We start from the raw sequence: 21812 nt of genomic DNA, 5'->3' as shown, positions 1-21812 counted from the left end.
GCGGCCGACTAGCAGTTCAGGTCGATTGTTCGACCTTTTACATCATTTCCAAATCCGCAACCGAGCCAGAGTGACGAACTGTTTCCCAAGATTAGGAAGAGCATGTGTGCAGGCCGTTCAACGCAGATTCGTCGCCATTCCGATATATCGATTCCCGATGGCGCTGGCTTTGTTTCGGGATGGGTGTGCCATTCTCCAAGGTAATCGCCGGTATGGTCAAAGCGATGCCAATGTTCGTGGGCAAGGCGTTGATGTAGCTTCTCCGAACGAGCAAAGCTATATCTTGATTGCCTATCGCATGGCTGAGGCGTCGTTGCGGCTGTTACATGCAGATGGGGGCCACGACGGAAACCGAGCAACACGCCTCCAGCCTCAGGTGCAGTAGTGCTGGTCTGGCGGAACGTGCGAAGTAGCGAGAGGACTGCTTGCTCGACGAGTACAGAGCCTTCCTTTTCGAATGGGTGCGGGATGGTCAGTTCGGGTGACATGCGGGGCACGCGCGAGTAGGGCTAAGGTTCTGGTTTTTAACTGTCCTCGCTTTGCCGTTTTCGACGTAACGCGTCCGAAAGCGTGGCGCTACGTCACCTTTCAGCCAGTCGATGATTACGTCAATGGTCAATGCAGTTGCAGACAGCGGCGATGAGACCGAGTATGGTGTGAACGATCGGCAACCGAGAAAACGCGTGTTCGGGGGGCCATCAATCACAGGGAAGCGTTCTTCCCGATAGTTGGGGCCGGGCGCCTGCCTCATGCAACGATAGCAAGCGAATTTCTCATTGGCATCGACCCATAGCGTCTGTACGCACTCGCCGTTTCCACGGATCCACGCATAGAGAACGGGGCATCGACGACTTCTCATGTGGCGCGAGTTGATTTTCTCGCTAACGGCTTCGTCACCGGTGCAGTCGATGACGAGATCTGTCGCGAAGAATTCATCCGTCAACGCGGGTTCATTGGTGTGTGCTTCGATGCACGCGTACGGAAACTGCCGCAGAAGTTCCTCTCGCAGTCCGAGTGCCTTGTTTTGATACAAAGCGGCAAAACCGAGCGTGTGCCGTCCGAGGTTATCTGGTTCCAACTCGCCGATGTCGTAAAGCTTTAGAACTCCGTTCGAGCCAGTGCCGGCCCCAAGGCGCACGAGGGCCGACGCGAGATACCCCCCGATCGCGCCACATCCGATGAGCGAAATACGGTGCTCTGCGAGGCTAGGATAGTCATCGAGATTGCGCGTGTGGATATACTCGGGGCTGATGTCGTCTAGCTTCAGTCGCGTAATCGCTGTCGTGCCTCCGCGTTTGTGCAGAAAGTCACGGTAGTGCTTCGGCGAGTTGGAATAGCCTTGTCGCCGTATCATGTCGTGTTTGAACCTGACGCCAATACCGCCAGAAGGAGTTGCGATCGCGATGACGCATCCCGACCGCTTCAGATAGTCCTTGCTAGATCCCAATCGTGCTTGCACTTCTTTCGCGAGCGCAGGATCCCATTTTCGAACAAAGCTGAAAAATTCATGAATCGTTGCTGGAAGTGGATCGGAACCGATTCTGGGGGCAACGGCCGTCCGGAAGTAGAGGCACGCGAAGGCCCCTTTTTCGATGCTCTCGATATCGATGCTATGAACGAGCCTTCTCGCGGACGTGACATCCTTGGCAATCAATCCTCGCGAGGGCTTTCCGTGCTCCGTAAGGAAATAGTAGAAGGACTTTTCATCGTCTTTCGGCTGCGAGTCGACGAGAACAGGCCAAGCTGATGGATTTTGGCCCAAGGTCCAATAAGCGGCAAACTCGTTCACAATCTCCTCGCCTCGGTTGCGACCATCGACGATGTCGTCAATCAGCGCGATCGCGGCATCGAGGCACTGTTGAATGGCGTCGTCAGGACGATATCGATCGAGAATGATCGATTGAGGGGCGAAGTAGCAAAGACCGCCGTCGGCATCGACGTGTGCAAGCAGCGCAGGCAATTCCGGAGGACGTTCAAGTATCGTGATGCTGGGATACCGGGTGAAATCCCAGTCGTCGATTTCGAAGTGGACGGGAACACTCGTGCGCGTACACTTCAACACACCCCGGAAAGCCTTTGCCCCGTTACGCGCGCGAAACGGCCGCAGTCCGTACTGGCGCAGCAGGGCGTACGCTCGCCCTCGCGCGTGCACATCGAAATCGCTCATCCTGCCTTCGATGCACCGACTCTGGGCGGAGCAACTTTGGTCGCCAGCATATTCCGGATTTCGTCGCCGGTTGAGTCCGTTTGGATCCAATCTGGGCGATTCGGAATCCGATCGCCGAGATGCGAGCGCAACGCTGTGATGGCATCGTGGCGCTGCGAGAAATTGAGGTCGCGTGCGGTATTGATTGCCTGGGAAAGGCGACTGGCGCGCGCTGAGGCATCACGCCGACCGTCATTATTCAGCCGCGCGTTAAAGTCTTCGTCTCCTCCGCCGATGCCCGGCTCGAGCAGGTCATCGGCCAAGGCCAGTGAAAGCTCGTGCGCAGCACGTTGCAAAACGATGTCATCGCGATTCGAAATGCCCTGGAATGCTCTCGCAACGGCGATCATGATCGAGACTGATGTCGGACCATCGCTCTTCCAATGGAAGTCGCGCCACGCCTTCAGATACCGGCAGACGCGTCGCAACTGCCCATCATGCGGCCCCGCTTCAACCAGACGATCCTCGAACCATAACGCAACGTCGTTCGGATCAGAAGGTTTCCAGTATCCACCGCGTGTTGCTAGATAAACATCGTCCAGTTCTACCCATGTCTGGCGTTCTGCCGAGTCGGCGGCAGCCTCCATCACGACACCGCCGAGCGCCTTTGCCAATCGCTTGGGTTCGACGACTTTGGCGAATTCTTCGGCCGGTGCGCCGTAGAGAGGGATGTCCATATGCGCCCAGCTTGTGACAAGAATCCGGCTGCATGTGGGCTTGTTCGTTGCAAGAGTCCACCGTTCCTCGAGGCAAAGCTCACCCAGCATTGTCTCGACCAGATCGAAATAGGCTTTTGCCATCTGCTCCGGCGGACCATTTTCCTGCCAGACATCAAAGGGGAGGTACACACCGTAGTCCCAGTCCATCTCTTGCGGCGGATGCTGGTAGGGCTGGACGCACGTATCGTAATTCCAGGAGCCTTGCGTGCGGAATCTCGGAAATACCGGTTCTCGCATTCCAAGCACACTTTTGGTTGCTGCAGATATGCGCGGATGCAGATAGTCGCGCACCTTGTCACGACATTCACGAAAGAACATAGCCTGTTCCCGGTCGGGCGTAATACGGGAGCAAAACTCGTCGGAATGCGCCTGAGCGTACAGAAGACGGTTGAGATTCAGCATCAGACAGTTTCCTTCGCAATGCTGTTGGGGCCATAGAAGAATACGGGCGCAGCGGGTCGGTGCCGCATGAAGGCAGTGAACTTCGCGTTGCCGACAAGATTCTTTGACTCTTCGGAGGCAGATCCCAGCAAAACTTCACGAGCAGCTGCGTCTACCCGATCAAGTGCGACGGCTCGCGCGCGCTCATCTGTCAGCACATCGTCCACGTGTAGGTAGTTTTCCGGAGGGAGCAGATGCCCGAGCATGAAGTTGGCCATCGACTCTTGTGCAGAGATACTGAGCCCAAAAAGCCGCTCGGGCGTCGCCGCTGGATTCAAACCACCCCAATCGAGAAGGCCGCCTTGCCTGTTGCGGTTCGGGTCCACCGTGAATTTCGAGGACATCGTGCCGATCGAGAGCAGCTTCACGTTCTGATGCGCACCGAGAAAGCCAAAGAACTTCTGCGCCTCGTGTAGCCCAAGGAGGCCTGGAGCGTTAGCAAACAGGCCGCCGTCGACGTACTGACAGTTCTCAAAAACGTAGCGAGGGAAAAACGTGGGCGCCGCGCTGGTCGCCATCCCGACATCGACTATGCGATAGCGATGGTCACGCTTGAATGTCTCGTGATGAGGCGTCTTGAAGAGAACTGGCTGGCCGCGTGTGTAGTTGATTGCGGGGATGATGACCGGGTGCAGACAATCACCGAGCACTTTTTGAGCAAAAAGGTCCTCACGCTGCAGGAGTTGCGCGAGATAGTCGCTGCTGTATTTCGCTCGCAGAATGCTGCGCATGGTGAAGCGAGGCTTGAAGATTCGCTCACCGTGTTCGACGAAAAGGTCAACCATCGTGCTTGCGGGGATCTCAAGCGCTAAAGCCAGCGCAAGGATCCCGCCAATCGAGGTGCCCGCAATCAGGTCGAACCGGCGTGCAATGGGCTCGCCAATCTCGCGTTCGACGTCCGCGAGGATTTTCGCTGTGAACAGCCCACGATATCCTCCACCGGACAAGGCGAGAATCTGAAATTGTTGTTCGATAGGCGAATCCATTCTGCCCTCATAAACCTGTACTGGCGACATAGCATAGCTCAGGCAAGTCTTGTGCACAATATATGCCATCAAAAATGCTAATCTGCACAACATATTGTGCTATCAAGTATAATTTTCCAATCAATATTTGCTATTGAAGTGGCGTGATTCTGGCTTCAAACTTCGGCCGTAGGGCGGATTTGCAGCATCCCGACGCTGTGCTCGGGTAATAGCCGGTGCGGACTCGTCAGGCGGTGGAGCCGCCCGGTAGTACGAGGAGGCGCTGCTCCGGGCGCCGGAAAGAAAGACGATGGTGGAGTGGGTGCACTTCGCCGCCGCGAAATCGAAGGCGACTCCGGGTGCGTTGCAGAGCAGGCAACATCTGCGGCGATCTCGCCTTGCTGACGCAGTCGGCGAGAAATGGGGGAGGCGGACGGGAGGGCGCAACCGGGGCAAGTGCAAGAAGGGATGAGGAGTAAGGTGATGGTGATGCTCATTAATATATGCCGGCAAACAGACCTAATAGAGGTTTGCGCTCTTAGCGCCTCGCGTATACGAACCCCGGATTGAACGAGGAAAGGTCGAGAGGGTTCCTCACCATAAGGCGGTGATCGATAGCGCGAAGATCGAGGTCGATCGACTCATGCAGTGGTCCACCTTGCAGGAAACGCAGCACTTCAGACACCGCGAGCGCCGCAGCACTGCAACCGACGAATGCCGCACCGACTGCCTTTCCTGCGAGCAGTGCCATGCCACACTGGTCCAGCACGCCGGCTTCCTTGAGCCGCCGATATTCATCGGCGATGTCATCGATATCTGTCTGAGGCACGTCCTTCCAGACTTCGTCAGCCGTGCGTCGGCCGGGCAGCGTGTGTAGACGGAGCGATCGAAAATCATCATGCCTGCTGCCCAGTCCGGCTTCGATAACAAGTCCGAACCCGACCTTGTCCAGCGCGCGGCGCCCCGGAAGATTGTCGAGTCCGCACATTGCAACACACGGATCTGTTTCGGAGATGCGAAACGCAGCGTCGAAGCGTCTTTCGATGATTGACGCCTGAAAGCCTCTCTGCTCGGCCCAAGTAGCCATTTCGCGCGTTTTGTGGTGGCCAACCATCGATCTTGACGACAGGATGGACGTACTGGGCGTCGACCGGCCGATCTTGTCTACGTCTTGCAGCACAAGCTGCAATGGCGCGGACGGCTCGTAGGGAAGTAGACCAAGGCACCACAGGTAGGCCTGGCCGATGTGCCCGAGCCCGATTAGCCAGAGCTTCGACGGAAGAATCGAAAGCGTTGGCGCATCGTCATCGGTCGTGAGCCAGTCGAGGCGATGCGGCGCCCATAAAGACAGTCCTGTCGGGAATTGCCCCGCCATCGGCGACGCGCTCCTCACATGCTCAAATGCCTCGGCGATTGCCAGCGAAGCCCCGAGAACAGGCGCCATGGGCATTGCAGGAGGCCGGGCAACATCCGACAGGTCGTCGGGGAAATCGGCGGGGACCACGCCAGCGCGCCAGCCTGCGAAGAGGACACGAACGTGGAAGCGTCCGCCGCGATTGCATGCGCCTCCGATGCTGATTCGAGGAGCATCCTCCGGGGCGGCATCGAGCCTGCCGCCGCAGTTCAGGACGGCGTCCACGATAGTTGATCCAAAGGGTAGTCGCGCGAGCAGCGGGTGGCCATCACATCCGACAACATAAACGCCGCCGTTGAACACACGGACTGCGAGCCTTACAAGCGTGATCAACGCAATCTGCGCGTCTTCGCGGTCAAGATGTGTGCGGTCGACCTCGATAACGAGTCTGTATCCAGCGAAAATGGCGTATGCCTGTTCAACGGTGGCTTCGCCGCTGTCGACGAGCTGCTTGATGGTTCGGTCAAGTGTTTCGGGTCCGATGTCGAGCATGGGTCTCACCATCCAATATGGAGGAAGCGCTTCCGATTGCAAGCACTGATTGAATTCCAGCCACCGTCGTGCCGGTACTCGTAAATGCCGATGTCGTCCCGACTCACTGGCGCACGTGCGAAGTTTGGGATGATCAGCGACACGTGGCCCGCCACAGAGATCATCGGATGTTCGCTGTCAGACTGGCTCTGATGCGACGAACCGGGGTGCGTATGGACATCGGCCACAACGCCTCGACGAAGCTCGCGACAGATAGTCCAGAGCTTCCCGTAATACTGTCCGTCCAGCGTCACGATGCCCGTGTCAAGGCTGTGCGGGTCGAGGTCATCGTAAAGAACGTAATGCATGATGTGCCTGCGATTGCCGTCGGTTGTGCCGAGGAGGAATGCGCCGCTTTCTCGACGATTTCCACCCCGTTCACGCAAGTCAGCGAGTAGGCGGTTCCAGAGATGACTTGCACACGACAGACGATGATCAGGCGCCAGCAGGCGGCGCATAGTCCGGGCAATTGAGAAGCTCATGTACCAGTTCCAGATAGTGTGTGATGCCGACCGATGGCTGCCAGCGCTTGGACGGCATCTGTTGCAGCCAGGACTCGTGTCCAGCCAGGGCAGTGCGGTCACACGGAAGGTAGAGCGCCGTGCCATTCATCCAGTCCGTGCGGAAAACGTCTTTCACGCGCCCACTCCCGGTTATGCTTCTGGGAAACAGCCCGGGAGCGAGTGCTGCATTCTCGACTCTGCTCCACAGACGGGCAGTCGGTGGAGCGGCAGGATAGTTCGTGAGATCAAACCGCAGGCGGTACGGAAGCCCGTCGCGTGCGGTGACATCGATCAGCGCATTTGGCCATTCGAGTGATTCAAGCTTCCAGCGCCCTTCAAGCTCGCCGAGCATGAAGGGCGCCTTCCGCAGATCACCGCGAAACGCCCTCTCATCGGGCGTCATTACGCCGGTCGCCATCGCTTAGCCTTGAATGCGATGGCTGGGCAGCAGGTCGAAGACCACCGAACACTCGCGGCCATGCGTGAGCGCACCGAGATGCGTGGTTAGGACCGGTCGGTCACTGGTTCCAGCCAACTGCAGTTGCAAGTGACCGGCCTCGGACTCCGAGATCTTGAATTTGTCCTCGGCCCAGCGCAGAACCTTGCCGACCGTTGTCGACGGCGAGAAGTGATGCTTTGCCGTGTGCACGTTATAGTTAACGGTGACTTCGATGTGCCGGCAGTGATGTGCGTGCAGCTTGTGGTGCTGGGCGCCAGCAAGCGTGATCTCGAGCGTTTCGGCAGTCAACGGTTCATCACCGTCTTCGACAAAGATCAGCACATCTTCGATAGTGGTGACGTCGGCGCTCATCGCGGCCTTGAGTGTACCGAGCTTGAGCTCGACCGTTTCGTCGAGGGCTCGATAGTCGCGCTGACCTGCGCATTGGTAAAAGATTGCCATAGCGTGGTTTCCCATGGAGTGGGAGCCGTCTAGCGCAACATGTGCTACTGCGCCCCCTTATCATGTAAACCACCTGGTCACTTTGAAACCGGCAAGCCGGATTCAGGTATCTTTCGGGTCAATCTCCCCGCCGGGCGTCGCATCGCAGATGAAGAAATGCGGACACCGGGGACAGCGCATATCATCTGGATTGACAGGAAACTCGCAACGACGCATCGCGTAGAGCATCTGCTTGCATTTGTCGGCCCGTGTTTGCAGCTTCCTGTCCGTAGTCTCGAGGACCCTTCGCTCTGCCGTGGTCAGCGACACCACTTCGAGGGCGTAGTTGCTGCCAAATTGCTGACGCCCGGCGAGGTGGTACATAGTTGCATTGAGTTCCTCGTCTTCCTTCTTCGGAATGCGCCCCGTCATGACGTACCGGATAGTCCTTGGCCCGCCTCCGACCTGTGTGAGGTCGTGCCCCTTCACGCGGATACTGGTTGCTGAGCTTGCGAAAGGAACATTAACATGCGGCGCAGCCGATATCGCGGCGCTCGCCTTGAAGGCAAGGAGCTGCTGCGCCATGCGATACGCAAGGGCGCTATAGCGGTCTGCATAGGCGTGCCCGGCCGGTCCGCGCTCATTCCACAGCCGTTCAAACTCGTCCGCGACAGCTGCCTCGTCTGCTGGGCCAATTTCGGGGTGCTCACCGATCCAGTTAATCAGGCGGTGGACACAGTCATGCGTTCGTGTGAATGCGCTGTTTCGCTGCGCAGTCAGAATGCCGACGACGTAGCTGTAAAAGAACCGACGGGGGCATTTATTGTATGAGTGTAACCATGTCTGGCTTACGGTCAGCTGGGCGGGCCAACGAACACGAGGTTGGCTCGATTGTTCGGTTGCAATCGCCGATGCGAATGGTTCGGCGACCGCTGGCTTGATCTTGCTACCAAGGCGGGTGAGGTAGTGAGAAGGTGACCGAGGTTGCGTTTTCTGTGTCTCCGAGCGATACAGATGGAGACGCTGGCGAGCTCGAGAGAGCGCAACAAAGAACAGACACTCCTCCTCATCGGTGTGCGACACGTCTCGAGCCTCCTTCGCCGTCAACCCGGCGTAGCCGCTGATCATCCCGTCAGGCGGAGGGCATCTGTCTGGGCGCTTGTTTGAAGGTACGCTGGAAGTGGAGAGTCCTGGAAGGTGCACCACGTCAAACTCCAGGCCTTTGCTTCCGTGGACAGTCAGGAGACGCACTGCATCGAGATGGGCCGCTTCATCGGGAACGGTACGGAGATCGCGTTCTTCCGTCAACAGAATCAGCCGCCTGATGCGGTCGAGCAATTGCTGCACAGGATGTCCTGCTTTTTTTGGTGCCGGCTGGTTGAGAAATTCGAGGAACTGCCAGACGGCCACTGCTCGCATGCGGTCTGGAGCCGTCTGCGAGGTTGCCAGGTCGCTGGCGATGTTCGACCTTTCAAGCAGATAGCCGCTCAGAAATTCCCATGGTGACTCGAACGGAAGACTATCGAGGTCCTGCCGCAACGTAGCCAGCGCAGCCAGGCCTTCTGGAGAGAGTGAGTCAATCGATGTATCGGGTCGTAGCCACCCGAGCGGTGGCAAGTCGTTCTGCTGTGCATGCCGGATAACAGCAGTGACATCCTCAAGCGACATCTGATATCTCGGCATGGTCGCGACACGAATCAGGCCGCCGGCGTATCTTTCGACCACGAGACTCATCAGCGAAAGCAGGTCGCGAATCTCGCTACGCTCAAAGAGGCTACCGAGATAGAGGACGGGAATCCCTCGAGCTTCGAGGCCATTTGCGATCAAGGCCAGCCTCGAATTTGTTCGGCAGAGCACAGCCTGCTGCGAGAAACTGTAGCCGTCCTTGTGCCGGGCGAGAATGTTCGAAGCGATGGCATCAACTTCTGCTTCGAGCGTGGGCGCCGTCGTCAGATAGATCGGCCTATTGCTGTCACCCGTGTTGGCTTCGAGCGCGAGTGGCAAGATGCCCCGCGAGGCGCCCATCGAGCTGGCAAAGTTCACAAAAGCGTCCACGATTTCTGTCGTGGAGCGGTAGTTGACTTCGAGCCGCGACTGTTCCGCTTTCGTGAAGTCAGCGTTGAAGTTCGACATGTTGGCCGGCGCAGCGCCACGAAACCGGTAAATCGACTGACGCGGATCGCCGACTACCCAAAGCCGGTTTCCGACGCCAGCGATGCCCTTCAGCAACTGCACACTGGCGTAATTCACGTCCTGGTATTCATCGACCAGCACATGGCGATGGCGCTCCTGAACTTGTTGACGGACTTCGGCATCGTTGGCTAGGAGGCGGGCGGGGTGCATGACGAGGTCACCAAAATCGACCGCGCCGTGGCTCCTCAGCATCTTCTGGTATTCGTCATAGATGGTCGCTACTTCGAGACTCTTGTCGGCTGCTTCCGCTGCTGCCGGATCCGCAGACGCAAATGCGGCACTTCGCATCTGTTCGCCCAGCTGTCGATATGCCTGCGGGTCAATGAGCTCATCCTTCGCTCGCGAAATGGCGACAAGCACATCCTTTAACACTTTTGCGGGATCTGACAGGCTGTAGTAGTGCTGTAGAGGCAGCACCGGGAGCAGTTCCTCAAGCGCGTCGATGGAGTCGCTCCGGTCATAGATCGGCGGATCTGGGGGCAGGTCCAGCCGGTCGTAGTAGCGCCGTACCAGGTCAAGCCCGAAGGAATGGAAGGTCCCGACCCAAACCTTCCGCGCATTTTCCCCAAGCGCTTCCTGCAACCGATCCATGATTTCGCCTGCAGCCTTGTTCGAGAAGGTAAGCACGAGAATTGACTCTGGGAGCTCACCATCCGCGACGAGGCCGAGGATACGTGCAATGAGAGTTCGGGTTTTGCCGGTACCGGGACCAGCAATCAACTGGAAGGGTGTCGAGCGGTGTGCAACGGCCGCCTCCTGGGACGGGTCAAGGCCCACGGCATTCATCGCTTGTGGTGCACCTGAAGGATTGGGGTGGGGTGGAAGCAGAAGCGCATCAAGCAACTGCTGCTTGATCAGCCTGCCAGGTAGTCCGGTCGCAGTGCAAATGTCTGCGACACTCATTCCTTGCTCGAGATACAAACGCCGGCAAAATTCACGAGGTAGCAGCAGTTCTCGAGCAAACACATTTGCCTCGAGTTCACGTCGCTCGTGCGGACCATAATCTCCAAGCTTGCCGGCTCTGGACGAGCCTGGATGAGCAGTCGCGCCTGCCGTATCAGCCTCAGTACAGAAAAGATGCTCGACATGCAGGCATGCATGCCCAACCTCGTGAGCCGCTATCGCAGCCCTTTCTATGGCTGACGGTCCTTCCTCGACGTAGATATCGCCACTTTGCGGGTCAAGGACACCCTTTGCGCCCTTAAGCTGTTTGTGTCCAGCAGGAAGAAGAACAATCTCAAGTTGACAGTCCTTCGTTGCGGCTTCCGCCAGGGCCGTGATATCAAGGGGATCTACGCCACCCGCGACTAACTTTTCGTGCAGATCGGCAGCTCGTTGTCTTGCTCCACGAAACGAATTCATTGTCGTCCTCAGTCGAGAAGGGACCTGATTTGTTCTTCACTCATCCCGGAGTTCTTCAAAGCTTGTTCGAAGCTTTCCTTTGTCTCGCTACGTGGCTTGTCGTTAGCCTTGAAACTTGCCATCGGCGATATGACCGGCGGCAAGTTGAGAAATCTTAGAATCGCTTCTACGCTTGAATGCATTTCGCATGCAAATCGCTGGACAAAGCGCTGGGGGATTGTTTTGGCGTCTATCTCCCGGTCACGCAATTGATTAAGGACGAGCGTGTTTATGCAAAGTTTGGACGCAAGATTCCTATAGGCTTGCTTTGCAAGCGAACCTAATCTATTTTCGATTGTTGTGGCATCTTCCTCAGATTGCCCAAAGATACGTCCAGTTTCCTCAAAGAATCGAGTCTGGAATAAGCTCACTGCTAACGCTGCTTCCTCGATATCGTGCGAGTCAATGTTGTTCTTCTCATCTTCGCATGCGTCTGTGCTCAGACTATCATCCATTAGCTGTGACGCCAGACTCTTCAGTTGATGCTCAAATTGAGGATACTTCTCGACATAGAAGTCGAGAAGCCTCCGGTCCGGTATGTCCTGTTCAACGGAAAATTGCATTAATACTTCGCGCAGTACAGGAGACGATTTTTTAATGAGACTCATGGACGCTCCTTGAATTTCGACAGCTTTTTGATGGCACTCGTGAGGCGGTTGCGGACAGTACGCTCGCTGAGGTTGAGCTTTTTTGGGATTGTTTGCTCACCTTCGTCGTTTGAACTTGTTTTCATCCCGTCCAGGTAGCGTAGCGCCACCACCGCACGCTCCTCATCCGTCAGGGCGTGGAACACGCGATCGATTTGCATGGCAAAAGCGGCCCTCTCCGGGCCGGTAAGCTCATGGCTGTCGTCCACGGCAGTGACATCGAAGTGATCGCCGTCCTCGGAAGGGTCCTCTTCAGTCTGATGTTTCGAATACCAGCGCTGGTTTTTCTCGAGGTGGCTGAGTACTAGAAATTTCAGCGCATTTCCGAAACGGACCTCGAAGAAATCCAGTGTGTCGTCGGTCGCGTTGGCAGCATCTTCAGCCAACTGAGCCGCGAGTTCCGAGCTGGTTTCCTCGACCAATTCGTCGAGATTGGGATGCTGCGCGAACAGTTGTCGTATCAACAACTTGACACGCACCATAAACACGGGGAAGAGCGCATAGTAGTCTTTGCCTCGCTCGTTCTTCCCGGCTGCGCGCAGCATGCTGAGAAGGACCTCGTTCTTGATGTAATCGCCGGCACGATGATTGAGATTGCGTGCCGCACTTGCGACCACCTCTACGGCGACCACCTCCCAACGGGCGATATCATCGTCGACAGTAGAAAGGCGATCGAAAGATTCGCCTTTAGAATTTTTTCGTGTTAAAGGCTTTGGCAAGATGTCCTCCACTGACGAGCGCCCTAACGGTAAACCGACCAGGCACCCTAAAACCGGCAAATTTTTTTCGACCCGCCCACCAGGCGCCCACGCGCCTCATTCGAGCGTCGTTTGATTTCGTCCTCCGAGAGCCCCGACTCACGCGCAACCGTCAAGAAACGACTAGCCTCAGCCGTAACTGCGGGCTTCGAGTCAGAGGAAACATGCCGAGCTGGCAGCACCGGGGGGGAAGGCAGGTACTCCCGCGATACGCTGACCGCCACTCGCAACCCGGACGTGAGCCTATCCAGAAAAGGGGCCGGATTTTCGGCAAACTGCATTTTGCGGTCTCTGTCTGACTTCTAGCTTGAGGTGCGCTCACTGGGAGTCAAGTGCCGCAGGCACACTGCCGCCGTCCGTGGACGGCGGACGGCACGCATAACAGTTCTCCCGCCAAACGCCATAGCTAACATATTGTGAACTGTTGAGCAGATAAGGATCATGAGTTCTCGAAGAAAAAGTGTTTTTAATATGGAGTAGCCACCGAATTTATTCTCGGCCATGAGCCAACCGGCATTCCGGCGGTCGGGGATAAGCGGTGTTGGGAACACCTGTGAGATTTGAATGCGATCCGAATCGCATAATTTTTGTGCGGTGACGAGCAATACGTGGTGCTGCCTGTCGGGCTACAATTTTCATCCGTTTACCCGGGGCAGGCACGGCGGGACTGGGCCGACACTCCCAGACCCTCCAGGCCATCGGCGAAGAATGCGCCGTGCGTCACATCAATGCAGCAGTGAACATTCTGGCGGCGGGACGTCGCCGTCTTGCAGAATGAATTCCCGTCCTTCCCGCGCCGTGCGCGGCAGCCGCAGGCTGAGGGCGGGGAGGACGTCAACACTAAGTCAAAGTGCGTGTTCTAGTGATGAGCGTACAGGGGAAGGAACGGGTCCTTTGCCCGAGGGGCGCCTTCACTCGACGGTCTCGAGTCATTACTCACAGCGAGAGGTGAAGGGCATGGTGGAATCTCGAGTCGAGGGGTAGGCAGGCTTAACATCTTCGAAAAGTCATTGGCAGCATTCACACGCGCCGTCAGGTTCAGCGATCCGTGGAGTCCGAGAAGCTGATCTGTGGTTTTCAGTATCGAGGTATGGTCGTATAGCGAATGGTCGATGGTGCCAGCCCGCACGAAGGGAGAAACGACGATCCCAGGTACACGTACCCCCAGCCTGTCAAATGCAAAGCCGTGTGTCTTCAGCCGCGCGTTCTCGGTGGGTCCCGGAGGCTGCGCACGATGCGAACCAGTTGTCGCACACGCCATACTGTCGCGCCAGAAAGTTCAGTACCGGAAGCTGGTGTCCCTGCCGATGCCAGCGACGCAGGGTACTTACCGCAACATCCAGTTCTGCCGCCGTCTCGCCAATTGATAAGAGTCGCATCCGATATCTCCTGTGTGATATCGGGTGTAGCCACCTTTTTAAAACGCGATGATCAGGTTTGTGCGGACTCAACGGTTACTGCTGGAAACCCTCCACCTGTGTGCGTATTCGACGCCAAACCGAACGCTGATTCCACGGGAAACCGAGCACGGATTCCACAGCAAAGCGAGCGCCAATTCCACGGCAAACCGAGCAGGGATTCCACGCGTAACCGAGCAGTAAGCTGGAGGAACGGCGACGCGGATAACCATGGCACGCTCGACGATTTTGTCCGGCGGGCGAATGTCGAATAAAAGGTTATCCATGCGTCAAATCAGGGAAGTGCTGCGCCTGCGTTTCGTGTGCGAACGTAGCCAGCGCGAGATCGCGACAACTATCGGCGCTTCGAGCGCGACGGTCTGGGACTACCTGGATCGCGCCCGGCGTGCACAACTGGACTTCGGGAAGGCCATGTCGATGGACGACGCGGCGCTCGAGGCGCTGCTGTTTCCGCCGCCACCGTCGTTGAGCCGGACACGCCCGCTACCCAACTGGCCGCTGGTGCATCGTGAGCTTGGCAGGCGAGGCGTAACACTCGACCTGCTCTGGAACGAGTACAAGGCCCAGGAGCCCGAAGGTTACGGCTACAGCTGGTTCTGCAAGCACTACGAGCGCTGGGCGGCGGCCCTGCCGGTCACACTGCGCCAGACACACACGCCCGGCGAGAAGCTGTTCATCGACTACTCGGGTAACAGGCTCGGTATCGTTGATCCGCACACCGGCGAGATCCGCGAGGCGGAGTTGTTCGTCGCGACTCTCGGCGCATCGAACTACACATATGCCGAAGTCACCTGGACCCAGCAGCTTGAGGACTGGATCGGCTCGCATGTGCGCGCGTTGAACTACATCGGCGGATGTGTCGAGATCCTGGTGCCCGACAACCTGAAGTCCGGCGTACACAAGGCCGACTTCTACGATCCGGTTCTGAACCGGACCTACGGCGAGATGGCTGCCCATTACTCGATGGCGATCATCCCGGCACGCAAACGTCGGCCCCGCGACAAGGCGAAGGTCGAGCAGTCGGTGCTCCTGGCACAGCGCTGGATTCTGGCCCGACTGCGCAACCAGCGGTTGTTCAGCCTCGACGAAGCCAATCGCGCAATCGCCGCGCTGCTCGTCGAACTGAACAACAGGCCATTCAAGAAGCTGTCCGGCTGCCGCCGCAGCGCCTTCGAGGAACTCGATCGCCCGGCACTTCGGCCACTGCCAGAAAGGCCTTATCAGTATGCACAGTGGAAGGTGGCGCGTGTCGGCATCGACTACCACGTCGAGCTCGATGAACACTATTACTCGGTCTCGTACTGCCACGCCCGCGAGCAGGTCGACGTGCGTCATACGAAGACAACGGTCGAGATCTTCCTGCGCGGTCAGCGTATAGCCGCGCATGCGAAGAGCGAGCGCAGTGGCCATCACACCACGATCGCTGCACATATGCCGCCGAATCATCGGGCCGCCACCACGGAGTGGAATCCGCAACGGCTGATCATCTGGGCCACCGACATCGGTCCGCACACCGCTGCAGTCATCGAACACCTGCTCGGCGGTCGCCAACATCCGCAGCAGGCTTACCGCGCCTGCCTGGGCGTGCTGCGCATGGGCAAGGACTACGGCCGCGCGCGGCTGGAAGCCGCCTGCCGGCGCGCCATTGATCTGAAAGCGCCGAACTACCACTTCATCGCCTCAACGTTGAAGAATGGTCTGGAGAGCAAGGCCGATGCGCCCGTCGCCCAGACCGAACTGCCACTCGTGCACGCCAACGTGCGCGGGCCGTCCTACTACCATTGAAAGGAGAGCATTGACATGCTGCATCACCCGACCGTTGAGCGGCTGCACGAGCTGCGCCTGTTCGGCATGGCTGCGGCGCTGGCCGAACAGCAATCCCAGAACAGCATCGATCAGCTCGGCTTCGAGGAGCGCCTCGGACTGCTCGTCGAACGCGAAGCAAGTGAACGTCAGTCACGACTTCTTACGGCGCGGCTGCGCCGCGCGAAGCTGCGCTTCCCTGACGCGGTACCGGAAGACATCAACTACCGCGAGCCCCGCGGCCTCGACCGCACTTTACTCGCCCGACTGCTCACTGGCGAATGGATACGGGCGCACCAGAACGTCATTCTGGTCGCGCCGACCGGCCTTGGCAAAAGCTGGCTTGCATGCGCGCTGGTCAACCAGGCATGCCGTCAGGGCTTCTCAGCCTGCTATCTACGCATGCCGAAGTTCAACGAGGAGATGGCCATCGCGCACGGTAGCGGCGGTTACGCGAAGCTGCTCGCGCAATGGGCAAAGACCGACATCCTCGTCATGGATGATCTCGCCATGGCGCCGCTGTCGGATCCGGCGCGGCGCGATCTGCTCGAAGTGCTCGACGACCGGCACGGCCGGCATTCGACGATCGTCACCAGCCAGATCCCGGTCGACAGCTGGCATGCCGCCATCGGCGATCCAACGCTTGCCGACGCGATTCTCGACCGACTGGTTCACAACGCGCATCGACTCACGCTATCGGGCGAATCGATGCGCAAGCGCCGAAATGGTTTGACCATCGAAGACGAGAAGGAGTAAAAGAACTCACCCCGCGTCGCCACGTCCGCAGCGCTCGCTTTGCTGTGGAATCTCCGCTCGACTTCGCGTGGAATGCCTGCTCGCTTTGCCGTGGTATGGCTGCTCGATTTGCGTGGAATACGCAACCTGTGCGCCCAAACGGGTCTGCTGCACTGAGCCGAGCGGTGCGCTACCGTCTTTCAGTTGACCGTAATCGGCAGGTACGTCTCATCCATTGACAGGCGCAACTGTCGTCTTTCCGGGACGTCATTTTCGCGGAACGCGATAACTGTATCGGCATTTCGCGAGTGTTGCTCCCCTACGTCTTCTGAACGTTTTCGCGGTCTGCGTCTGGTTAGTGGCGCGGTTGGGCACTATGCCGGCCATCATGCCGTCGCTGGCGCAGGTGGCGGCTGCATCGTGGGTCACCAACTTGGGATGAAGGGCGCTGAAGAACTGGCAGCGGAACGACGTCGGGACACGCGCTCGCTGAGGACACCTGCCGGCGGCCCATTGTGATAGTTGGCGGTCGCTCGGTGCCGAGGCGACTCCGCGCGGCGTGCCTACGTCGAAAGGTGGACAGTTAATGTATCGAGTATCTGTCCAGCAGTGCATGGACGTCGACCTGCTCGCCCGCCCGCATGAGAAGGCGCGCACGGAGAACGAGGTTCTCGAGCATCAGCACCGCTGTCGTCAATAGGTAGGTCGTATTGACGTTTACGGCCGACATGCCGCTGCCTCGCAGCGCCTCGTGCTTTGCCACGAGTGTGCTTAACACAAGCCGGCACAATTCCGGCTCCTCGAACTTCAAATCACCGTAGTCAATTGGGTCGATGCGCAAGAGGTCGGCGAGAACTTCAGTCATGGTGTCGACAGTCGGGCGCATGGCGTCTCCGTGCGAGGTTCCAAAAGATATCGCTAAGGCGCGAAGGCGTCCAGCAACAGCATGTCATAGGTTAGCGCCGGTAGCACGAGACCAAAAAAACTTGGGGAGCAATTGGAAGCGCCTCAACGCGCGCAAAAGACCGCCGGCGTGTACGCGGCGGCAGTCAAGCCACCATCGCATTTTCACGACGGCAAATCCGGCACCGGGCGTGCAGTGGCGTCGAGGAGCTATTGCTGCTCGGCACGCTGAGCATAGGGCGGAGGCATGTCGGGCGGCGGGACATGTGCGACCATCCAGAAACTTAAGCTATAGCCAAGCGCAGCCGTGCTGACGCTTGTGCTCAGCAGGGGAGCAATGACTGAAGCTAGCAGGTACACGATTCGCTTCACTTCCGGCCTCTCCGATTGCCAGTCTTATATAAGACCTAGGCTGCAGTCTAGCTGCTTGAGGGCGGCTGGGTGAGGTATCGACCGGCAATTCACCGTTGCAATTCTGCGACCAATAGTGTCGCGCGCACTTTAATCGCAAACGGAGGCCCACACAGGAAGGCCGCTGTGAGGCCGTCACTGCGGCGACATGGTCAGCGCCGATGCTTCGGCCGCCGGCGTATAGGCCACGATATGAAGAAAGTCCCGCCATGGCCATTTGTTCAATAGCCACATCAGGCGCTTCACGTGCCTTTTTAAATTCCTGCGTTTGAATGCATCGCTGCGGATTGGGCCGTTGCGGGCGTATCGCCTGGCGCGACGTCGCGGCTCGTGAGGCGTTCACGTTCTGCCAGTTGCGGCCGACGAAACATGTGCGGCTGGCTCAACCGTAGCGAAGCCGACCGCTGTCGGCGCTCGCGAGCGAATGTCTGGGACCCGAGGCGCGAAGGCTGCAAAAGTCTTGCGCGAGGTCCATCGCAGACGGGAGGCGTCCTTTAGCGCGATGGCGGGTCTCTCTGCTCGACCAATGTATCGAAAGCTTCTCGCGCCTCCTTCAGCTCCTGCATGGCAGCAGCAAACCGCGCCAGTTCGAGTGTCGACGGTTGTTCATCGGGGGCCTGCGCGTAGTGCGCTTTTAACCGCTGGGACGCCGCCTGTGCTTCCCGCGCAGCGCTCACCACACGTTCGAGGGCAGATGCTTCCGCCGAGACCTTCTTTCCCGTCATATGGGCTCCTGCGAACAAGCACACCGCAAACCTACGCTGAGTTCAGTCACTCCACAACCTTGCGGGTCGTGTGCCGCGACGGCTACGTCATTGCCTCGCAAATTCTGCTGTGTTCAATGCTATTGGGGCGCCAGATGACTTGAGCATCCGCCGTTCGGCCGCCGCCGTAATGCGCTGCCGCCCGTCGGCGAATGCCTTCAATGTGCGCGCGTCGTTCGCGCCGGCCGGCAACCAGAAATGTTGCTCAAGAGCCTCGCGGCTGATTGAACATTGCACCGACTGGTTATGCGCAGATATGAAGAAAAGGACAAGCTTTCCATCTGCGGAAAGGCTGACGTCGGCGGCGAAGGTGGAGTCCATGGTTAGTGCGCTTTAAGTGTGCGGGCATGGCGGCCGCAAACAATCAAATGTGTCGTGTCGCATCTGCTGAATACATCTAATCATAACGCGCGAGGGCAGTAGCAGGTGATATGAGCGGTGGACCCGAAACTGACGAAGCGCTCAGAACCTGCGCTATCAGGTCGAGCGCCCACGCGTTGCTCGTCAACCTAAAGGAACCGCATGATTCGAGAAGAATGGTAGTCTGGGTGCCGCGCGTGTCGACTCGCGGCCCGCTGCGTAGGCAGATGAGCGCTGCGAGCGTTGCATGCAGTGCGCGGGAGGCTCACTGCGAATAGCGTTGTTTCTGTTGAGGCAACTGCTGTCGGACGAACGGCAGTCACGGCGTGACTTCTGCAGCAGCGGTTCTTTGCTTGGTCTTGAGCAAGCCTTCCACCATCCGCGCTTCAGCCTTGGCAATACCATCAAGAGACGCCACGGAAAGCTGGCGACCGAAGAGGTTGAACGCTATGCATACCCAAGCGTAGTCACCGTCACCCATCACCCAGACGCCGTTTTCCTTCTCGCCAGCGTCGATATGCATCATCGCCGCGCGGGCTTCTTGGATGTCCGCAATTTCGTCTGGATAGTATCCGAGCCGACATAGCTCCTCTGCAATCAAAAGTTGTCGCTCCAAAGTCGTGAAGAGTTCGCGCGAGCCACGCCCTCGCCGAAAGGCGTCCAGGCCCGTGTAACACTGAAGCAGCATGGCTTGGGTTATGGGCTCATGTGCAGCCCGACTGAAAGTAAGTGCGCGCAGCAACGGTGACATCGCCGGCCGGGCATGTTTACGGGTTCGTGATTTACCAGGCATGTTGATTTCAATGTCGAACAGTAACTCTCAGGCCCGCCACCGACGCGACGCTCGCTGGAAAAATTCACGGCCGATACGCTGGCGGCGAGACAGTGGACCGTGGACGTGTATGCGACAATGATGGGCGCCCACAATTAAGACAGGCTTAAGGGGAGGATTGCGGTGGAATCGACAATTAACTCAAGGGGCCAGACTACCGTGCCGGTTGCAGTCAGAAAGGCCCTACGTGCGAAGCCCGGTACACGACTGAATTGGGTCCTGCTGCCAGACGGATGTATCTTGGTGCGGGCGAAATCGAGGTCCGTTCTCGAACTGGCGGGAATGCTGGAGTCGAGTGAAACAGTCAATATCGAAGAGATGAATCCATGGCGCGACTAAAAGATGGTTATCGCGATGACGAGCGCTCTTCGTTGACGATGGCGGTAATGCCCACAATCCGCGCATACGGGAGGCAAATCTCAGGCAGCTCCGACGCGTTCGTTGCTGATCGTCGCCAGTCTGGTGCCAGCAAACGGGTCATTACGCCAATCAACACGGGTGCGCTTCCCTGACTCTGGTTGCGGCGTCCCGCTGATTGCAAAATGTTCGAGTGATTGGCCAGCGCTGGTCGCTTGCACCAGCCATTGAGGCGCAGCACCTTTGCCGTCCCAAGTGTGTCCGGCGGCGTCCCTGTAGCGAACTGCTCGGAGCCGCTCTTGGTCAGCTGCAATAGAGATGGCGACGTCTTCCGGCTTAATTCCGAATTCGGCCATCCGTCGCCGCAGGTAGGCGACAATACTTTCACGTTTTCTCTCGTCCATCTAAGTATGCTCCACTCGACATGCATTTCGTAGGCAGAAAAACGCAGGTCGCATACCACCAGAATAACACATCAGCACCCAGCACCTTAGCCGTGGTTGACGTCCTCCCCGCCCTCAGCCTTCGGCTGCCGCGCTTAGCGCGGGAAGGACGGGGATTCCTACTGCTAGACGGCGACGTCCCGCCGCGAGAATGTTCACTGCTGCATTGATGTCGCGATGATGATACGCGCCACATTCGAAGCAGGCCCATTCCCTTATTCCAAGACCTTCCCGGCCCTTCGGGCCAGTGCGCCTGTTACAGCAGCTGCAGGTCTGGGTTGAATATCTTTCATCGACCTCATCGAACCACACGCCCGCGTCATCGCACTTGTACTGCAGCATGGTCCGGAACAGACTCCAGCCTGCGTCGAGCACGGATTTCGCCATCCGTGTCCTTGCAAGCGCTGAAGCGTTCACGTTGCCGATGAAGATGGCGCCGTATTGCTGGACGAGCGCCGTGGAAAGCTTGTGCAACTGGTCTTTCCGGGAGTTTTTGATCTTCGCATGAAGTGCGCGTACACGCGCCTTCTTCCGGGCGCGCTGGGCCTTCGCCAGTTCCGCCTCGAGCTTGCGATAGTGCCGGTCCAGCGTGATGACTCTCGCGTCACTCGTCGCGGCAAAGTCTTTCAGGCCGAGATCAATGCCCACGGAACGTTCGACCTCGCCGGTGGCGGGCTTCGGCGTCTTTTCCACCTTGATGGTCACGTTCAGGTACCACCGGCCGCGTGCATCCTCGCTGAAGTTCCCGGCACCAAGCTCGTACCGGGAGAGACCGTAGCTGTCCCACAGAGACAGCGGCGTGCCTGCGAAGAACACCTGTCCGTTGCGATACCGGATGGCACTCGCCTTGAACGGAATCCAGCCGAGCGAGCGGCGGGGTCCGCCCGACGCGCGCCAGCGCAGCCGGGTCTTGCCGGCCTGTTTCCGACGCACCGCATACTCTTCGCCGATGGCCTGGAGAGTCTGCGAGTGCAGGTGCAGTCCGGCCTTGCCCGCGCCCCGGGTGAACGGATGGAAATCGTAGCCCGACAGGAAGCGCTGCTCGGGAGAGCTCATTGCAGTAGTTCCACACGAAGTTGACCTCGCGCGCGAGTACACGCAACAGCTTTGCATGTTTGTCTTTGAGTC

General features: G+C 58.2%; 21 protein-coding genes. 3 read left to right on the top strand and 18 right to left on the bottom strand.

From position 1 onward, the window contains the following. Positions 1 to 8 precede the first annotated feature (8 nt). The 12 genes from E1956_RS35250 to E1956_RS47765 all read right to left on the bottom strand — a co-directional run bounded on the left by E1956_RS35250 (position 9) and on the right by E1956_RS47765 (position 13919). Positions 9 to 488: a Mov34/MPN/PAD-1 family protein gene (locus tag E1956_RS35250; RefSeq protein ID WP_134758024.1), complete on the bottom strand. Its 480-nt coding sequence runs from the start codon at positions 486 to 488 to the stop codon at positions 9 to 11. After that, complete coding sequence (locus E1956_RS35245; RefSeq protein ID WP_232072301.1) at positions 473 to 2167, bottom strand: ThiF family adenylyltransferase; 1695 nt, start codon at positions 2165 to 2167, stop codon at positions 473 to 475. The genes E1956_RS35250 and E1956_RS35245 overlap by 16 nt, the downstream gene beginning before the upstream one ends. Continuing rightward, positions 2164 to 3327 carry a CBASS cGAMP synthase gene (locus E1956_RS35240; RefSeq protein WP_134758023.1) on the bottom strand — a complete coding sequence of 388 codons (1164 nt, stop codon included), beginning with the start codon at positions 3325 to 3327 and terminating at the stop codon, positions 2164 to 2166. Before E1956_RS35240 ends, E1956_RS35245 begins: the two co-directional genes overlap by 4 nt. After that, positions 3327 to 4352 (bottom strand): CBASS cGAMP-activated phospholipase, encoded by a 1026-nt coding sequence (locus E1956_RS35235; protein WP_134758022.1) that lies wholly within the window; start codon positions 4350 to 4352, stop codon positions 3327 to 3329. The genes E1956_RS35240 and E1956_RS35235 overlap by 1 nt, the downstream gene beginning before the upstream one ends. Positions 4353 to 4869: 517 nt before the next feature. After that, positions 4870 to 6237: a thiamine biosynthesis protein ThiF gene (locus E1956_RS35230; RefSeq protein WP_134758021.1), complete on the bottom strand. Its 1368-nt coding sequence runs from the start codon at positions 6235 to 6237 to the stop codon at positions 4870 to 4872. 5 nt (positions 6238 to 6242) lie between these two features. Then, positions 6243 to 6758, bottom strand: a complete 516-nt coding sequence (locus E1956_RS35225; protein ID WP_134758020.1) for a hypothetical protein — start codon at positions 6756 to 6758, stop codon at positions 6243 to 6245. Beyond that, positions 6712 to 7197 (bottom strand): DUF7665 family protein, encoded by a 486-nt coding sequence (locus tag E1956_RS35220; protein ID WP_134758019.1) that lies wholly within the window; start codon positions 7195 to 7197, stop codon positions 6712 to 6714. The genes E1956_RS35225 and E1956_RS35220 overlap by 47 nt, the downstream gene beginning before the upstream one ends. A gap of 3 nt (positions 7198 to 7200) precedes the next feature. Next, complete coding sequence (locus E1956_RS35215; protein WP_134758018.1) at positions 7201 to 7680, bottom strand: hypothetical protein; 480 nt, start codon at positions 7678 to 7680, stop codon at positions 7201 to 7203. Between the two features lie 102 nt (positions 7681 to 7782). Further along, entirely contained in the window at positions 7783 to 11214 is a 3432-nt protein-coding gene (locus tag E1956_RS35210; RefSeq protein WP_134758017.1) for a UvrD-helicase domain-containing protein, read from the bottom strand. A gap of 8 nt (positions 11215 to 11222) precedes the next feature. Continuing rightward, the gene (locus tag E1956_RS35205) at positions 11223 to 11861 is read right to left on the bottom strand and encodes a hypothetical protein (protein ID WP_134758016.1); all 639 of its coding nucleotides are present in this window, start codon (positions 11859 to 11861) and stop codon (positions 11223 to 11225) included. Next, a complete protein-coding gene (locus E1956_RS35200) occupies positions 11858 to 12619 on the bottom strand; it encodes an RNA polymerase sigma factor (RefSeq protein WP_134758015.1) in 762 nt (253 codons plus the stop codon). Before E1956_RS35200 ends, E1956_RS35205 begins: the two co-directional genes overlap by 4 nt. An 898-nt stretch (positions 12620 to 13517) precedes the next feature. Continuing rightward, positions 13518 to 13919: an alkaline phosphatase family protein gene (locus tag E1956_RS47765; protein WP_134758014.1), complete on the bottom strand. Its 402-nt coding sequence runs from the start codon at positions 13917 to 13919 to the stop codon at positions 13518 to 13520. A 400-nt stretch (positions 13920 to 14319) separates the two neighbouring features. Here E1956_RS47765 and istA point away from each other — a divergent pair, with 400 nt between their 5' ends. Together istA and istB are read left to right on the top strand one after the other, a co-directional pair. After that, positions 14320 to 15861, top strand: coding sequence for an IS21 family transposase (gene istA, locus E1956_RS35185; RefSeq protein WP_134759508.1), 1542 nt, complete (start codon positions 14320 to 14322; stop codon positions 15859 to 15861). 15 nt (positions 15862 to 15876) lie between these two features. Beyond that, entirely contained in the window at positions 15877 to 16635 is a 759-nt protein-coding gene (gene istB / locus E1956_RS35180) for an IS21-like element helper ATPase IstB (RefSeq protein ID WP_134758013.1), read from the top strand. A 562-nt stretch (positions 16636 to 17197) separates the two neighbouring features. Here the strand turns inward: istB and E1956_RS35175 are convergent. The 4 genes from E1956_RS35175 to E1956_RS35160 all read right to left on the bottom strand — a co-directional run bounded on the left by E1956_RS35175 (position 17198) and on the right by E1956_RS35160 (position 19845). Beyond that, positions 17198 to 17500 carry a hypothetical protein gene (locus tag E1956_RS35175; RefSeq protein WP_134758012.1) on the bottom strand — a complete coding sequence of 101 codons (303 nt, stop codon included), beginning with the start codon at positions 17498 to 17500 and terminating at the stop codon, positions 17198 to 17200. Positions 17501 to 18422: 922 nt separating this feature from the next. Continuing rightward, positions 18423 to 18653: a tetratricopeptide repeat protein gene (locus E1956_RS35170; protein ID WP_134758011.1), complete on the bottom strand. Its 231-nt coding sequence runs from the start codon at positions 18651 to 18653 to the stop codon at positions 18423 to 18425. Between the two features lie 87 nt (positions 18654 to 18740). Continuing rightward, positions 18741 to 19013, bottom strand: coding sequence for a DUF1488 family protein (locus tag E1956_RS35165; RefSeq protein WP_134758010.1), 273 nt, complete (start codon positions 19011 to 19013; stop codon positions 18741 to 18743). A gap of 358 nt (positions 19014 to 19371) precedes the next feature. Further along, positions 19372 to 19845, bottom strand: coding sequence for a hypothetical protein (locus E1956_RS35160; protein ID WP_134758009.1), 474 nt, complete (start codon positions 19843 to 19845; stop codon positions 19372 to 19374). A 162-nt stretch (positions 19846 to 20007) separates the two neighbouring features. Between E1956_RS35160 and E1956_RS35155 the strand changes: the two genes are divergently transcribed. After that, positions 20008 to 20223: an AbrB/MazE/SpoVT family DNA-binding domain-containing protein gene (locus tag E1956_RS35155; RefSeq protein WP_134758008.1), complete on the top strand. Its 216-nt coding sequence runs from the start codon at positions 20008 to 20010 to the stop codon at positions 20221 to 20223. A gap of 80 nt (positions 20224 to 20303) precedes the next feature. On the opposite strand, the gene E1956_RS35150 is transcribed toward E1956_RS35155, so the two are convergent. Beyond that, the gene (locus E1956_RS35150; protein WP_134758007.1) at positions 20304 to 20645 is read right to left on the bottom strand and encodes an H-NS histone family protein; all 342 of its coding nucleotides are present in this window, start codon (positions 20643 to 20645) and stop codon (positions 20304 to 20306) included. Positions 20646 to 20759: 114 nt separating this feature from the next. Continuing rightward, complete coding sequence (locus E1956_RS35145; RefSeq protein ID WP_335930036.1) at positions 20760 to 21740, bottom strand: RNA-guided endonuclease InsQ/TnpB family protein; 981 nt, start codon at positions 21738 to 21740, stop codon at positions 20760 to 20762. Positions 21741 to 21812: the final 72 nt, after the last annotated feature.

The sequence above is a fragment of the Paraburkholderia pallida genome (genome assembly GCF_004524855.1).
Lineage (GTDB): Bacteria > Pseudomonadota > Gammaproteobacteria > Burkholderiales > Burkholderiaceae > Paraburkholderia > Paraburkholderia oxyphila.
The sequence above is the reverse complement of the archived record's forward strand: the minus strand, read 5'-3'. Positions and strand labels throughout refer to the sequence as shown.

Coding starts and splice junctions, on each gene's coding strand:
- E1956_RS35250 (WP_134758024.1), bottom strand. CDS start 488: ATGTCACCCGAACTGACCATCCCGCACCCATTCGAAAAGGAAGGCTCT.
- E1956_RS35245 (WP_232072301.1), bottom strand. CDS start 2,167: ATGAGCGATTTCGATGTGCACGCGCGAGGGCGAGCGTACGCCCTGCTG.
- E1956_RS35240 (WP_134758023.1), bottom strand. CDS start 3,327: ATGCTGAATCTCAACCGTCTTCTGTACGCTCAGGCGCATTCCGACGAG.
- E1956_RS35235 (WP_134758022.1), bottom strand. CDS start 4,352: ATGGATTCGCCTATCGAACAACAATTTCAGATTCTCGCCTTGTCCGGT.
- E1956_RS35230 (WP_134758021.1), bottom strand. CDS start 6,237: ATGCTCGACATCGGACCCGAAACACTTGACCGAACCATCAAGCAGCTC.
- E1956_RS35225 (WP_134758020.1), bottom strand. CDS start 6,758: ATGAGCTTCTCAATTGCCCGGACTATGCGCCGCCTGCTGGCGCCTGAT.
- E1956_RS35220 (WP_134758019.1), bottom strand. CDS start 7,197: ATGGCGACCGGCGTAATGACGCCCGATGAGAGGGCGTTTCGCGGTGAT.
- E1956_RS35215 (WP_134758018.1), bottom strand. CDS start 7,680: ATGGCAATCTTTTACCAATGCGCAGGTCAGCGCGACTATCGAGCCCTC.
- E1956_RS35210 (WP_134758017.1), bottom strand. CDS start 11,214: ATGAATTCGTTTCGTGGAGCAAGACAACGAGCTGCCGATCTGCACGAA.
- E1956_RS35205 (WP_134758016.1), bottom strand. CDS start 11,861: ATGAGTCTCATTAAAAAATCGTCTCCTGTACTGCGCGAAGTATTAATG.
- E1956_RS47765 (WP_134758014.1), bottom strand. CDS start 13,919: ATGGCGTGTGCGACAACTGGTTCGCATCGTGCGCAGCCTCCGGGACCC.
- istA (WP_134759508.1), top strand. CDS start 14,320: ATGTCGAATAAAAGGTTATCCATGCGTCAAATCAGGGAAGTGCTGCGC.
- istB (WP_134758013.1), top strand. CDS start 15,877: ATGCTGCATCACCCGACCGTTGAGCGGCTGCACGAGCTGCGCCTGTTC.
- E1956_RS35175 (WP_134758012.1), bottom strand. CDS start 17,500: ATGCGCCCGACTGTCGACACCATGACTGAAGTTCTCGCCGACCTCTTG.
- E1956_RS35170 (WP_134758011.1), bottom strand. CDS start 18,653: ATGACGGGAAAGAAGGTCTCGGCGGAAGCATCTGCCCTCGAACGTGTG.
- E1956_RS35165 (WP_134758010.1), bottom strand. CDS start 19,013: ATGGACTCCACCTTCGCCGCCGACGTCAGCCTTTCCGCAGATGGAAAG.
- E1956_RS35160 (WP_134758009.1), bottom strand. CDS start 19,845: ATGCCTGGTAAATCACGAACCCGTAAACATGCCCGGCCGGCGATGTCA.
- E1956_RS35150 (WP_134758007.1), bottom strand. CDS start 20,645: ATGGACGAGAGAAAACGTGAAAGTATTGTCGCCTACCTGCGGCGACGG.
- E1956_RS35145 (WP_335930036.1), bottom strand. CDS start 21,740: ATGAGCTCTCCCGAGCAGCGCTTCCTGTCGGGCTACGATTTCCATCCG.